This window comes from Emticicia aquatica, assembly GCF_923079645.1.
In the GTDB taxonomy this organism is placed as follows: domain Bacteria; phylum Bacteroidota; class Bacteroidia; order Cytophagales; family Spirosomataceae; genus Emticicia; species Emticicia aquatica.
In genome coordinates this window covers 781,192-795,724 of the sequence record NZ_CAKLPY010000001.1, presented here as the reverse complement: position 1 = coordinate 795,724, position 14,533 = coordinate 781,192, and the positions used below count along the sequence as shown (strand labels likewise).

Sequence of the window (14,533 nt, the reverse complement as noted above, 5' to 3'; positions counted from 1 at the left end):
TACTGTAAATTCGGGTCAAATAAAATTTAACAATATGAAAAAAATCCTGTTCTTGTTTTTCTTTGCCAACGTGGTCGTAGCACAAAAATTTACATTAAAAGTTTCTGTTGTTGGTTTTGAAAATAATCAAGGAAAACTCTTTTTTCAGCTGCTTGACGCCAAAGAAAAAATCATCAAACAATCTTCTGAAGTAATTGATAATAAACAAGTTGTGATTGAAACAAAAGATTTATTGGCAGGAAAATATGTTGTCAAAGTTTTTCAGGACGAAAACAATAATAAAAAATTAGATACAGGAATGTTCGGAATTCCAAAAGAACCTTGGGGCTTATCAAACAACATAAAAGCAGTTTTAGGGCCACCAAAATGGGATGACATGATTTTTGAAATTAAAGCTAATAAGGAGATTTCGATTAAATTACATTAATCAGGATTCAAGAAATTTATAATTTTCCATACAAACTTGTTTGGTTTATTTTCCAAATTTCAAATTATCTTCAAGCGAGCGGATGATTTTTTGTTGGTACAATTGTATTTTATCGAAGTCGGTTTCTTGGTTTAATGTTTTATTGATTCCTCGACTTTTTTCTAAAATATGCGTGTTAACAGTCATTACTGTGCGATTTCTGTCAAATCTATGTGTTTGAAATTTTAGAGTCATTTCAAGCTCAATTACCGTTTTTTTATCAGTTATCCACCAAATTTCGTTATCGCCGTCAAATATTTTATTGATTTTGTAGCTATTCTCCTCTTTTTTCTCAAATTTAAAATCCAACTTTTTAGATTCCATTTTCTCCATAAACTTTGCTTTTACTTCTTCCAAAGTGGCATTATAAATTCGAGCAATGTTTGGGCTTGATAATAATTCATTTTCATAAATTAATGCCGCATTTTTTCGCTCGGCTGTACTTAATTCTGTGGTCAATTTTTGAATCTTAATGTGATTTAAGTCATTATCTTCGTGGGTTCGTTTTGAATCAACGCTTGTTTTTTGCAAGTATTGAATCATATTTTTATTGGCTGTTATCTCGAAATTGAGCGAATCTCTAATATTTGAAACTATCGTGATTAGTTTCTTTTGATAATCATGAAGATTGGAATTTTCGTATTTTAACTGTTGATTAGTTTGATTGCATTCAGCCAATTTTCGTTTCAATACAGCCGAAGATTGTGCATTGATTTCAATCACAAAAAATAGTAAGCAAAACATTAATAGTAGATTTCTCATAAGTTGACGTGCATTAGAAAAAGCAATTCGATTCACAAAGTAAAACAAATTACGAATAATATGTTCTTTAAAAATCAAAAGCTCGAATGAATTAAAAATTCACTCGAGCTTTTGATTCGATATATTTTGAAACTAAATTGACAAAGTAGCCAATACAGAATTCATGTTTCTAACTGCATCTGCTGATTTTGAGAAAGCAGCTTGTTCTTCTTGACTTAGGCGTAAGTTGATGATTTTTTCCCAACCATTTCTTCCTAAAACTACTGGAACACCTAAACAAATATCTTTTTGACCGTATTCTCCATTCAAATAAACGCAAGAAGGAATGATACGTTTTTCGTCACGAACGATTGCTTCTACAACCGAACAAGCCGCAATACCTGGGGCATACCAAGCCGAAGTGCCTAACAAACCTGTTAAAGTAGCACCGCCAACCATTGTATCAGCAGCAACTTTAGCTAGTTCTTCTTTTCCAAGGAAACGACTCACTGGAATACTGTTTACAGTAGCCAAACGAGTTAACGGAATCATGGTTGTATCGCCATGCCCACCGATTACTTGTCCGTGAATATCATTTTGAGCAAAACCAGTTGCTTGCGATAAGAAATAACGGAAACGAGAAGAATCCAATGCTCCACCCATACCGATTACTCGTTTTTTATTTACACCCATCGACTGAGCTACTTGCAACGCAAGGTAAGTCATTGTGTCCATTGGGTTAGAAACGATTAATAAAATAGCTTTTGGTGATTGTTCCAAAATTTGCGTAACAACACCTTTAACGATTCCTGCGTTGATACCGATTAGCTCTTCACGTGTCATACCAGGTTTACGAGGTAATCCAGAAGTGATTACAACTACATCAGATTTTGCAGTTTTTGTGTAATCGTTTGTTGAACCGATGATTCTTGTATCAAAGCCTTCCAATGACGCTGTTTGCATCAAATCCATTGCTTTTCCTTCAGCAACACCTTGCTTAATATCAAGCAATACAACTTCATCTACAATTTGCTTACGAGCAATATTGTCGGCAGTGGTTGCACCAACCGCACCTGCACCTACTACTGTTACTTTCATATTATTTTGAAGCCCCCTAAGTCATGTGCGACCCCAGCACTGAAAGAGGATTTTTTAAAAATTAATTCATGTCTTGGGGTTAATGCTAGACATGAAAGTTTTATGAATATTTAGATAAATTTGAACAGTACTAACTAGACATTTTTTTGGAAGAATGACTAATTTGGCTTTGTTGTAAATTAAGAACAAATTTATTGGACAAAACTAATACAAAACAATCTATTTGAATGTTTTTTTTGCATTTTTTATATTTAATGGATAATTTTTCTATTTTTTTACGTTCATAAGATGTTCCATACATTAGATTAAGAATTAAGACCCAATTTTTACTTCAAAGTTTTACTTAAAAACAACGCTAACACAAAAATGAGTACCATTGCTAATTCCGCAAAAGATTTGCTGTCTAAAGTTATAAGCTCCACCTTTTATAAAAGTGCTTTGGGAAAAGCACCAAGAATTGCAAAAAATGCTGAAAGTTTACTCAAACTCTTACGCAATGCACTTCTCAAAACGCAATCAATGGGCGTTGGTGGTGTGTTTGATGTAATACGAGAAAAAGTGACCATTCTTGGAAGTCTCATAAAAGCCTATGCCACAGGCCAATATCGACAAGTTGAATTACCTAATTTATTAAAAATAATTGCGGGACTGATATATTTTATCTCCCCTATTGACTTAATTCCCGATTTCCTGCCGTATATTGGTTTGAGCGATGATGTTGCTTTGTTAATGTTTATCATAAAAAGTATTGACGAAGAATTGATAAAGTTTGACCAATGGAAAAGCAAGAAATAGACAATGCCTGCTAATCAATAGACAAAAAACTAATTTTAGCTGATAATCAACCATTTAAGCTATAAACATTGCTTTTTTATCACTAATAATTGGCTTAGTATTTCAAAAGTTTAAGAACAAATTAATTTTTTAATTACCAATTTACTTTTACATTTGTAGTAAAGAAACAAAGTAAGTAACGAAAATTTTCATCTAGGAGTTTTAAAACTTATTGTTCGATATTGTCATAAACACTTTAAATAAATAATATTATGTTTGGTCTTGGAAGTACAGAAATGATTCTGATTTTGGTTGTAATTCTTTTCTTTTTCGGTGCAAAAAAATTACCTGAGTTAGCTCGTGGTTTAGGAAAAGGCATCCGTGAATTTAAAGATGCTTCACGTGAAGTGAAAGAAAACATCGAAAAAGCAACATCTGAAGAAAAATAAGGAATTTTATTGTTTCTGAACACATAATTGGCTTCGCTCAAATAGCGTTTAGAAACATCCTTAACAACAGCACTCAGCCTAAAACTGAGTGGCTGTTGTTTTTTTGTTTTTACATAATACGATTAAAAATGGCCAAATACAATTCTTTCAAAGAAATAAAGCAAGCCTTAGCCAATGGGCAAATCAGTTGCGAAGCTTTGGTAAAGCACTATTTAGAACAAATTGAAGCAAATAGAAACCTCAATGTTTTTCTTGAAGTTTATGCTTCTGAAGCACTTCAACAAGCGTCTGAAGTGGACAAAAAGCTCAAAAATGGAACGGCAGGCCGTTTGGCAGGAATGGTCATTGGTTTGAAAGATGTTTTGGCCTACGAAAATCATGGATTACAAGCTTCGAGTAAAATATTAAACGGTTTCCAATCACAGTTTACCGCTACGGCTGTGGAGCGAATCTTAGCGGAAGACGCAATCATCATTGGTCGTCAAAACTGCGATGAGTTTGCAATGGGTTCTTCCAACGAAAAATCTGCTTTTGGTCCGACTTTAAACTTTGCAGACCCAACTCGTGTTCCTGGTGGCTCATCTGGTGCATCGGCAGTTGCCGTGCAAGCAGATATGTGTTTGGCTTCATTAGGCTCTGATACTGGCGGTTCAGTGCGTCAGCCAGCGGCATTTTGTGGCGTTGTTGGATTAAAACCAACATATTCTAGGGTTTCTCGTTGGGGCTTAATTGCTTATGCTTCTTCTTTTGATTGTATTGGTCCAATTACCAAAAACGTTGAAGATGCAGCTCTTTTACTAGAAATTATTGCGGGTGCAGACGAACATGACAGCACAGTTTCTCATTTACCTGTTCCTGAATTTTCGCAAAATCTCTCTCCCAAAAAACAATATCGACTTGCCTATATGCGTGAAGCCCTCGAAAGTGAAGGTTTAGACAAAGATGTACGCAACAATACTTCCGAAAAAATCGAATGGCTGAAAGCACAAGGACATATCGTAGAAGCAGTTGATTATCCTTTGATGAAATATTTATTACCTACTTATTATATTTTAACAACTGCTGAAGCTAGTTCAAATCTTTCAAGATTTGATGGTGTTCGTTATGGACATCGGGCAGTTGGGGTGAAAAATTTAGAGCAGCTTTATAAAAAATCACGGGCGGAAGGCTTCGGTGCAGAAGTAAGGAGACGAATTATTTTAGGCACTTTTGTACTTAGTGCAGATTATTATGATGCCTATTATACGAAAGCACAGCGGGTTCGTCGTTTAATAAAAGAATCGACTGATGAAATCTTATCAAAATATGATTTTTTGATTTCACCAACGACACCAACACCTGCTATTAAAATTGGCGAAAAATCGGATGACCAATTACAGATGTTTTTGATGGATATTTTCACTGTTCAGGCAAATGTTATCGGAAATCCTTGTATATCGATTCCAAATGGCCAAAATTCAGCAGGATTACCCATTGGAATTCAAATTCTTGGCAAGAATTTTGATGAAAATGAAATGTTGGCATTTGCAAAATCTCTAGAATTATAAATATTTCTATATAAATTATATTTTCAGAAATATTTGAAAATATAAAAATAAATTGAGATTTGCTTGACAAAAAAGTGGGAATCATTTATTTTTGGAAACAGTTTGCTTTCTTATAAACCATAATCCAGCGTAAAATACCTTCGCTAAAAAGTATCAATAATGAAGATATCTAAAAAAATTCTTATTCTAACGAGTTTTTGGAGCTGTGCTTGCTTGGTTACTTATGCACAGTCAGTTATTCCAGAAGAGGCTATTACAGTTGCAGCCGAAGACTCGCTCATTGAAGAACTGCCTACAGTTGAAGCATTCATCCCTACTGCCGACGTCAATAAAGTTAGAGAAGGTTTTCAGCGAATGCAACGCTCAATTCCGCTACAATATAACTCAACCGTACATAGTTTTGTTGACTATTTTATCTATAAAAAGCCGAGTTTTACAAAAACGATGCTTGAAAGGAAAAACTTCTATTTTCCAATTTTTGAAAAATATTTAGCAAAATATAATATGCCTGACGAACTCAAGTATCTTTCGATGCTTGAGTCAGGACTTAATCCGAGAGCGATTTCTCATGCAAAAGCCGTAGGACTTTGGCAATTTATGAAGCCCACAGGTGGAGATTTTGGACTACGTGTGAATGAATTTGTTGATGACCGTATGGACATTGAAAAATCGACTGAAGCTGCCTGTAAGTATTTTAAACAGTTATATAATATTTTTGGTGATTGGGAATTAGTTTTAGCATCTTACAATACTGGTCCAGGAAATCTTCGTAGAGCTATTCGTCGTGCAGGAAATATAACCAATTACTGGCAATTACACCCTTATCTGCACCGAGATACACGTGCCTATGTTCCACAATTTACGGCAATCATGTACATGATGAACCACGCCGACGAATATGGAATTTTCCCTGAGGAAATAATGGAACCTGTGCCAACAGAGACTGTTTTAATTGATGGTTTTTTGGATATTGAAACTTTCTCAAACGTAAGTGGAATTAGTATTGATGAAATTAGAAAACATAATCCATCAATTTTGAAAGGGATATTACCTCCTACAACCAAAAGTTTTGAGTTAAAAATACCTGCTGATAATTATGCTTATTTTGATGCAAATCGACAAATGATTTTGGATTCTGCTCAAAAACGTAGTACTTATCCTGTTATTTTAGCATCAAATAATACTGAATCAGGAATTGTTGTTATTGGAGCAAATCCGAAATCGATTGAAGGTGGTAATGAAGAAACAATTGTTGAAGACCTCGATAAACCAGCAAAAGAAGAGGACGACATTAATAAAATCAGAAAAGTAAAAAAGAGAACATACAAAGTTAGAAAAGGAGATGTGCTGAATAAAATTGCTGATAAATTTGATGTTGATACTTATGATTTGAAAGTTTGGAACAACTTAAAATCATCAAAAATTATGGTTGGTCAAAGACTTGTAATTTTAGATGATGTTGAAGAAGTTGTTGAAATAGAAAAGACCATTAAAAGCGAACGAAAATCTAAAAAGGCAATTGAGAAAACAAAACCTAAATATCATGTAGTTCAAAGAGGAGATACTCTTTGGAGTATTTCACAAAGATATGGTGGAATTTCAATTGAGAAAATTAAGAAAATCAATGGTTTACGTTCGAATTCAGTTAAAAAAGGACAAAAATTAAAAATAATTGTTGGCTAATTTTACCAATCATAAAAAAAGCGGAATTTAAAAATTCCGCTTTTTTTATGATTAATATTTATGATTTTTAGTGACAATATCCCCAAAAACTACATTTATAAGGCATTTCACAATGATTACTTATGTCAATATTTGGAATAAAGCTTTCATCTAAAACATCTTTAAAATGCTTGATATTTCCTGCAATTTCTTGTTGTAAACCTTTAACTTCCTTCGTCACGTCAATTAATTTATAGCCTTCATTTTCATCAGGCAAAACAATTGTCGCTATCATATCTTTCTGCAAAACACCTTTTGTAACAAAATATTGTAAAGCAATATCTTGAATATGCGTAAGATTCAATTCTTTACTATTTTTAATTTCTTGAATTTCCCAAATTCCATTAACTCTAGTCAAAACATCATTCATTACTAGCACTTCTTGGAAAACAAAAGTCGCCTCTAAAATATCAGCCACTTGCTTTTGTAAGGCTTTTTGAGTAAGAGCAGGATAGGCATTTCTATTTTTAGCAATTTTTTCAATATCAACTGCAAATGGGAAAAATTTACTTCGATAAGCATCTTCAAAATCATGTCCTCCTTGAAATTTTTCTTTTATTTCGGCTGTGAGGGGGTCTTGTAATTGATAGTAATATTTATAAAGGTACAATTGCTTGACACATTGCAAGCCTTTGATATAAGCTGTTTTGGAAAATTTATAATTAAAAGTTGTCATTTTAGATTAAAAACAAAAGGTCAATTTTAAAATTTACTACCAATCTTATTTCAATTTATTTAAGGTATAACATAAAATCTTATTTATTAAGTATTTATTATCGGCTGTTTTGAGGTCTCCTACATTTAATTCATAAATATATCCAGCTTTCATTTCGGCTAATTCGAGGGAAACTTTTTTGCCATCATCCGATATTTTCACTGACTTTACGGCAATATCTTTCACATCAAATTGTTTAGAACCATAAGCTTGATGGTACTCATAATAAAACCTTCTAAATTTATAATTCGCTAGTTCTTGAGCAATGTTTTTGTCAAGCGGTAGAGTAAATGTCAAATCAAAACCATTTGGTGTAAGATTCATCGACATAATATCTAAATGTGTGTTACCATTCCAAGCAATGCGTTGAATGCCTCTCGCTCCTACCCAACCATGATCATTTTGCCCAACCCATAAACTTCCATCGGGTGCAAAAGCCAATCTGTTGTTACCTATTCTCATCTTAGACCCAAAGTTTAATGGAATACAAGCTCCTTGCAAATCACCACCTACTTCTTCCAAAAGTAAACGAATCACATACTTATGGTCCATGTCTCCGATAAGCATTTGTCCAGCAAAAGGGCCAAATTTACCACCAGTATTATCCAAAATTGGTTGTGTTGGCGAATTAGCAAAATAACCATGAGGAAATTGAATAGATTCCTTTGTTCGCATACTATCTAATTTTGAAACTGGCAATTTTATTGGGACAACTCTAGGAAAACCTTCTTGCCAAATTAACCCTGCGGGATGCCCATAAAACTTACCTTCTTCCACATGATACAATTTACTCGTACCAAGCCAATCACCTTGGTTATCACTCACTAATAAACGCCCTTGAGCATCAAAACCAAGTCCATTTGGAGAGCGAAAGCCAACGGCAAAAGGTTTCAGTTTTCCATCTTTTGTAAGTTTCATTATCCATCCTCGGTATGGAACACAAGAATACATTCTTCCTGGTCGAGAAAGTGAATCGTATTTTCCTCGAATCTCATTGCGAATTCCTGCTCCGTTTGAGGCTAAATTTAGTCCAATAAACATATTTCCTTCTTTATCAGCAATTGGCCCAAATGCAAATTCATGGTAATTTCCTGACATGCCAAAATCATCCGTTACGGTCTGATATTCATCAGCCAAACCATCGCCATTAGTGTCTTTTATTCGAGTAAGTTCGGGGCGTTGCATGACCAAAATCTCATTGTTATTGACAATTAACATCCCTAAAGGTTCATGTAAACCTTCAGCAAACTTCTTCCATTTCTTGGTTTTTTGGTTATACATCATCACTTCTCCACGATGAAAACACGCAACAAAACGGCCGTCAGGCATGAAACCAATTGCTCCAGTTTCAGCAACTAAGCCATCAGGCAAATCAATATTTTGCACGTCATAATAATTAGCCGCTGAATCTCGTGGAGCTACATTTTGTGCTTGACAATTTTGAGAAACAAAAGCACTTAAAAGCAAAAAAAGAAAGTAATATTTCAAATAAAAAATTGATTCTAATAAAGGGTATTTGGTTGAATATTTCATTTTTTCATCGTGATGCTTAGGTGTTGAACATTAGCAGGAATTTTGAGCATTCCATTATTAAATTTGCCAATTGAACTTTGATACTTAGTCGTTTCATTGGCTTGTATTTGAAAAAATAATGGCTGGTTATTATTTTTAAAAGTAAAATTTCTGATTAATCCAGCTCCATTAGGCAACAATTTGATTGTTTCGCTCACTTCAACTTTATCAATCATATATTTGAAAGTTGGTAATCGATTAATCAAACGATACCCTTTAAAATCAACTTGGGGAATTGTTTCAGTATTGCCTATTTTAAAAGGAAATCCCGTTATATCTCTCCAGTAAATATCGCCCACAACTTTTGATAATTTGCTACCGTTACCTTTCCATTGCTCCGAATTATCAACAAAACCACCTGACCAAGCATAACGTAAATAACATTTTCCTGCATCGAAACAATAAGATTCCGTTTCATTCAATGCCACAACTATTGCCGCAGGGCCACAATCTGGCATAAATGTTCGATACAATAAAGGATATTCTAAAGCAAAAGGATGTGGTGAAGGCATTGACATTGTGTGGCTCATATTTCCCGAATGGTTGGCAGGCATTACGTTTTTTTGACGTTGCATTTCAGGAACATTAGTATCTTTTTCGAGTGGCGGTAAAGGTTTTGTTGTTACGTACATTGCCCCAAACATTACATATCCATGCCCAGGATACGTGCACACATACGGGAATATCCCTTCTTTATCTGCCAAGAAAGTAATTGATTCCATCCGACCAGGGTCAAGAATTTTTGTATTGGCTATAATCAAAGTAGAGTTTGGCACATAATCCATTTTTGCTCCTTTATCGCCCAATTTTAACGCCTCTTCAACCACTTTAAGGCGTGAATTGGGTTTTGTGACAACCAAATTATGAGCCATATCATCATGATTATCAAGTATTATCGTTACACGGGTATAAGGTTCAACCGAAAAGCGAGGCAAATCATATTGTAAACCGCCCAGTATTTTGATTGTTATTGTTGTATCTTTTTGCGAATAACCCTGAAGACTAATAAACAAAAACGCTACACTAAATAACTTAAAACGAGAAATAATTTTATGCTTTAGCATTTTTTAGAATAGATGGTATAAGACTTTTTCAAGAAAAAATTTGAGTATGAAAGTAAGAATGATAAATCAAATAACCTTCATGTTAATTCATTTTTTTGTTTCGTTGCAGTAGTTTACCATTTTTAATGCTAATTTTTATATATTTGAAAACGATTAATCCTTTACCTTCCAATCATTATTCTTACCTAAAAAAAGCCTTATGAAAATTCGCCACAAAGTACTTTTTTTCTTATTTCTACTTTCGATTATTACTTTTCTCGACCGTGTTTGTATGAATGTGGTTAGTAAATATGTCAAAGCAGATTTAGGACTCGATAATCAATCTTTTGGTTATATTTTAGGTGCTTTTTCATTGGCTTATGCTCTTTTTGAGTTACCTACTGGCATTTTAGGTGACCGAATTGGCCCACGTAAAGTATTAACTCGTGTGGTAATTTGGTGGTCGGGTTTTACCGCACTCACAGGTACAGCTTTTGGGTTTGTCTATTTATTAATCGTACGGTTTATGTTTGGTGTTGGTGAGGCAGGAGCATATCCAAACGCTTCGATTGTAATATCACGTTGGTTTCCAGCAGTAGAAGTTGGTCGAGCTCAATCTGTTATTTGGGCTGCCGGGCGAATAGGCGGAGCATTAACGCCGCTTTTAGTTATTCCTTTGGTTCATGCTGTTGGGTGGCGGTACGCTTTTTTTATTCTCGGAATTGTCGGTTCAATTTGGGCAGCTGCTTGGTTCTTTTGGTTTAGAGATACTCCTTCGGAACATGAAGGTATTACACCACAAGAAATTGTTGAAATAGAAACCGCCCGAAAACAAACAAATACAAATCACAAAATCGACTGGAAAACAATCGTTAGAAATCCTAATATTTGGATTTTGATGTTGATGTGTCACTTATTTTTTTATGCGTCTTATTTTTTCACGAATTGGTCATCAACTTATTTTCAAGAGGGACGTCACATGAGCGAAGAACAAGCCAAAAACTTTGTTTCATTGTCTTATTTTTTAGGAGCAATTGGCTGTATTGTTGGTGGATTTGCGAGTGATATTTTGAGTAAAAAGTTTGGTTTAAAACTTGGCCGTCGCATCGTTGGTGTGGCAGGTCTGGGTTCATCGAGTATTTGCTTTTTAGGTGCAGGACTCACAACCGATAATACAATGGCAGGTTATTTATTAGCACTTTGTGTGTTATTAAAAGACCTAACGCTTCCAGTTGCTTTTGCAGTTTGCGTGGATATTGGCAAAAAAAATTCGGGAACAGTTACGGGAGCAATGAATTTTGCAGGACAAATGGGTGGATTTTTTATTACTATTATATTTGGTACAATTGTTCAACAAACGGGCAACTTCAATTATCCACTTTTCTTGATTGCAGGTTGTTTATTGGTTGCTTCAAGCCTTTGGTTTTTTATTGACCCAACAAAAGAAATTAGTGCATAGTGCTGAGTTCTGTGTAAAACTCAGCACTTGCAAATGTAGAGTTTTACTTAAATCTCATAGTTCAGAGCTTGCATAACATCGGCAATATCTTGCTTACTACTCAAATCTGGAATAAAATCTGAAATTTGAATGGCATAAATACTTTTCGGTTTTTCACTTGCAAAAAGACGTACCGTTACAGGAATTTCTTTCTCATTTCTGATTGGATGTAAGGGTGTTTTTTCTAAAAAAGGCATAACATCTGCACCAGTAAAGGCAAAAATATTCCAACTTATACCAATTCTAGGCATTGTTTCTACTATTTTTACCCATTCTTCGTCATTAGGTTTTTCAATCAAATCCACCAAATATCCATCCTCATCTTTCTTGACGATGGCACAATTTCTTACCCTTTCGACCGTATATCCATCGGTATCCCAATCGAGCATTGCGTTGGGATATTTTTCATCCAAAAGTAACCTAAATGCTTCAATTGGGTATAAATTATCTCCGTTACAAGTAATAAATCGACTAGTTTTCCATGCAGGAAATTGTGCCAATGCTTGCTCAATTGCGTCAGTTGTTCCGAGCGGTTTTTCTCGTCCTTCAGGAATTAATTGGCGTGCAAAATTTATTTTTAGACCCCAATTTTTCTCCACCTGCATCAGTTTTTCATAATATGGTTGAGAAACTGTATCTTTTGGATTCAGTAACAAAATCACTTCTTTTACACCCGCTTGGGCTGCATTAAACAACACATAATCCAAAAAAGGGCGACCATCTTTACCTAATCCAATCATTGATTTTGGTAATGTATTGGCTTGTTCTATAAGTTTTGGGTCAAGATTGGTATTGCCTTCAATATTTTTCTTCATTCGGGATGACATCCCACCTGCTAAAATCAATAATTTCATATGCTAATTTTTAATAAACAATCGTATTGTTAGTTCAATATTTAAGGTTTTGGAAGATGAAAAAACCTATTTTACAACAAGCATTTTCCCAAATGATTTTTCATCAATTCCTAAACGCACCAAAAAAATGCCACTTGATAAGTCATTCAAAGAAATAAGTTTAGAATAACTTCCGTTAGTAAGATTTTCAGCCGTTAATTCTTTCATTTTTTTTCCCAATTTATCGAAAATAGCTACTTGAATAACTGCCGATTTTTTCAAAGAAAAATCAATAATTACCTGATTCTCTGCTGGATTTGGCGAAATTGTCCACTCAACTAGAGCGTTGGCTGGTTCATTTGCTGTAAGAGTATTTTTTAGCTCAGTAACATCTTTCAAAATTTTATTTTCTGGGTCGAAAATTACTTGAGAAACGTCTCCCTTTGGTTTAATAAGCTGAATCACCTGCGATGCTTTGTCGATGAACACCGTCGCTATTGAACTAGAACCATCCTTCATAACAATTTTAAATTCAACAGGCATTGAAAAATAGGCTGGAGTCGTATTTTGGGCTTGAGTTACATTCAAATTTATACTAGATGTTGCTTCTGAAACCGTCCAACTATAAGAATATTTAGGGTAGTTTTCACCATAAATCCATTGCTTGAAAAAATAGTCCAACTTTAAACCAGTCGTTTCTTCAGCAATTTTTTGAAAATCTTCAGTCACAGCCGCATCAAAGGCAACATTTGAAACTAAATAATTTTGAAGAATTTTAAAGAACTTTTCATCACCAACTATTCCACGTAACATGTGCAGAACCAAAGCACCTTTTGCATAAGAACGATTGCTGTTGAAAATCTCATCTTCACTATTAATATTCTGCACATAAATACTTCCAATGGCTTGCTTTGCTTTTATTGCGTTGGCAATTATTTTGGTATCATAAGCTGTTTTTCCGCCTATTGCCTCCGAGTACATCACATCACCGTAGGTGGCAAAACCTTCGTTAAGCCAAATATTTTCCCAGTTTTTACAAGTAACTTTATCTCCAAACCATTGATGCGTTAATTCGTGGGCAATCAAACTTACACCAAAACTACCCATCGAACTACAAGTTTGGTGTTCCATTCCTCCGCTAAATCCACATTGTGCATGGCCATATTTTTCTTTGATGAATGGGTATAAACCAAATTTTTCAGAAAATAATTTGAGCATGAATGGTGTTTGGTCGAGTTGATTTTTTACCGATGCAGTAAATGATTCTGGATAAATATAATGCGTCACCATCATTGAATCGGTAGGAGAATATTTGAAATAATTTTTGTATTCAACATAATTTGAACACGCAATAGAAATTAAATACTGGGCAATTGGATAACGGTTTTTCCATTGATATGTACGAGTATTATCATTATTTTCAAGTATTTTGGTCAAAATTCCGTTAGAAACTGACACAAATTCTTTAGGCATCGTTATCCAAACATCCGATGAATCAGCCTTATCTGAAGGTGTATCTTTGCAGGGAAACCAATCAGGAGCTCCATAAGGTTCGCTCAAACTCCAAACCACAGGTTGTCCATTACTACCGTGCGTACTAAACGCAAAACTGCCAAATGCAGAATTATTCGGGCGACCTTGGTAATAAACTACCACTCCAATTGCCTGTCCTTGGATATATTGTTTATCAAGCGTTAAATTTACTTTATTTGCTTCCTGAATAAATGAAATTTTCTTACTCCCTAATTTAACCGAATCAACGCGTAATAGACTTTTCAAGTCCAAAAAACAGGTCGAAATATTTGATTTGGTTTTAAAAGTTATCGTTGCTTCTCCTTTGATATATTGCTGTGAATAGGAAATGTTGAGATTTAATTTATAATAAGTTACATCTATTTTTTCATCTCCTGCATAAGCAATTCGGGCATTCTTAAAACGGCTTAGATTTTTTATTTTGGCATCCGAACAAACATCCGAACCATCTTCTTGAGCAAAAGCACTCAAAGAAAGTAAAACGGTAATAAGTAAATTAATTAGTTTTTTCATGGTTGAATGATAGAAAATCCTTGATTTTA

At 34.4% G+C, this 14,533-nt stretch carries 13 protein-coding genes; 6 read left to right on the top strand and 7 right to left on the bottom strand.

The genetic code is table 11. The annotated features are described in order from the left end of the window. The first annotated feature begins 34 nt into the window (after nucleotides 1-34). Nucleotides 35-427: a DUF2141 domain-containing protein gene (locus MJQ71_RS03445; protein ID WP_238804471.1), complete on the top strand. Its 393-nt coding sequence runs from the start codon at nucleotides 35-37 to the stop codon at nucleotides 425-427. A 45-nt stretch (nucleotides 428-472) separates the two neighbouring features. On the opposite strand, the gene MJQ71_RS03440 is transcribed toward MJQ71_RS03445, so the two are convergent. Beyond that, nucleotides 473-1,210, bottom strand: a complete 738-nt coding sequence (locus MJQ71_RS03440; protein WP_238804461.1) for a hypothetical protein — start codon at nucleotides 1,208-1,210, stop codon at nucleotides 473-475. 150 nt (nucleotides 1,211-1,360) lie between these two features. Next, on the bottom strand, nucleotides 1,361-2,305 hold the full coding sequence (locus MJQ71_RS03435; protein ID WP_238804460.1) for a malate dehydrogenase: 945 nt from the start codon (nucleotides 2,303-2,305) through the stop codon (nucleotides 1,361-1,363). Between the two features lie 366 nt (nucleotides 2,306-2,671). On the opposite strand from MJQ71_RS03435, the gene MJQ71_RS03430 reads away from it, so the two are divergent. From MJQ71_RS03430 to MJQ71_RS03415, 4 genes are all read left to right on the top strand, one after another. Next, nucleotides 2,672-3,100, top strand: a complete 429-nt coding sequence (locus MJQ71_RS03430) for a YkvA family protein (protein ID WP_238804459.1) — start codon at nucleotides 2,672-2,674, stop codon at nucleotides 3,098-3,100. A gap of 251 nt (nucleotides 3,101-3,351) precedes the next feature. Beyond that, the gene (locus MJQ71_RS03425; protein WP_064197905.1) at nucleotides 3,352-3,528 is read left to right on the top strand and encodes a Sec-independent protein translocase subunit TatA/TatB; all 177 of its coding nucleotides are present in this window, start codon (nucleotides 3,352-3,354) and stop codon (nucleotides 3,526-3,528) included. A 128-nt stretch (nucleotides 3,529-3,656) separates the two neighbouring features. Beyond that, nucleotides 3,657-5,075, top strand: coding sequence for an Asp-tRNA(Asn)/Glu-tRNA(Gln) amidotransferase subunit GatA (gene gatA / locus MJQ71_RS03420; RefSeq protein ID WP_238804458.1), 1,419 nt, complete (start codon nucleotides 3,657-3,659; stop codon nucleotides 5,073-5,075). A gap of 159 nt (nucleotides 5,076-5,234) precedes the next feature. Continuing rightward, complete coding sequence (locus MJQ71_RS03415) at nucleotides 5,235-6,758, top strand: lytic transglycosylase domain-containing protein (RefSeq protein ID WP_238804457.1); 1,524 nt, start codon at nucleotides 5,235-5,237, stop codon at nucleotides 6,756-6,758. A 67-nt stretch (nucleotides 6,759-6,825) separates the two neighbouring features. On the opposite strand, the gene MJQ71_RS03410 is transcribed toward MJQ71_RS03415, so the two are convergent. From MJQ71_RS03410 to MJQ71_RS03400, 3 genes are read right to left on the bottom strand one after another with little or no spacing between them, the layout of a single operon-like run. Then, nucleotides 6,826-7,473, bottom strand: a complete 648-nt coding sequence (locus tag MJQ71_RS03410) for a hypothetical protein (protein ID WP_238804456.1) — start codon at nucleotides 7,471-7,473, stop codon at nucleotides 6,826-6,828. A gap of 45 nt (nucleotides 7,474-7,518) precedes the next feature. Beyond that, nucleotides 7,519-9,045, bottom strand: a complete 1,527-nt coding sequence (locus MJQ71_RS03405) for a DUF7133 domain-containing protein (protein ID WP_238804451.1) — start codon at nucleotides 9,043-9,045, stop codon at nucleotides 7,519-7,521. After that, nucleotides 9,042-10,148, bottom strand: a complete 1,107-nt coding sequence (locus MJQ71_RS03400; protein WP_238804449.1) for a plastocyanin/azurin family copper-binding protein — start codon at nucleotides 10,146-10,148, stop codon at nucleotides 9,042-9,044. Before MJQ71_RS03400 ends, MJQ71_RS03405 begins: the two co-directional genes overlap by 4 nt. 199 nt (nucleotides 10,149-10,347) lie before the next feature. On the opposite strand from MJQ71_RS03400, the gene MJQ71_RS03395 reads away from it, so the two are divergent. Continuing rightward, the gene (locus MJQ71_RS03395; RefSeq protein ID WP_238804445.1) at nucleotides 10,348-11,586 is read left to right on the top strand and encodes an MFS transporter; all 1,239 of its coding nucleotides are present in this window, start codon (nucleotides 10,348-10,350) and stop codon (nucleotides 11,584-11,586) included. 47 nt (nucleotides 11,587-11,633) lie between these two features. On the opposite strand, the gene MJQ71_RS03390 is transcribed toward MJQ71_RS03395, so the two are convergent. Beyond that, nucleotides 11,634-12,479 (bottom strand): sugar phosphate nucleotidyltransferase, encoded by an 846-nt coding sequence (locus tag MJQ71_RS03390; protein WP_238804443.1) that lies wholly within the window; start codon nucleotides 12,477-12,479, stop codon nucleotides 11,634-11,636. Between the two features lie 66 nt (nucleotides 12,480-12,545). Next, nucleotides 12,546-14,504 (bottom strand): M1 family aminopeptidase, encoded by a 1,959-nt coding sequence (locus MJQ71_RS03385; protein WP_238804438.1) that lies wholly within the window; start codon nucleotides 14,502-14,504, stop codon nucleotides 12,546-12,548. Nucleotides 14,505-14,533 lie beyond the last annotated feature (29 nt).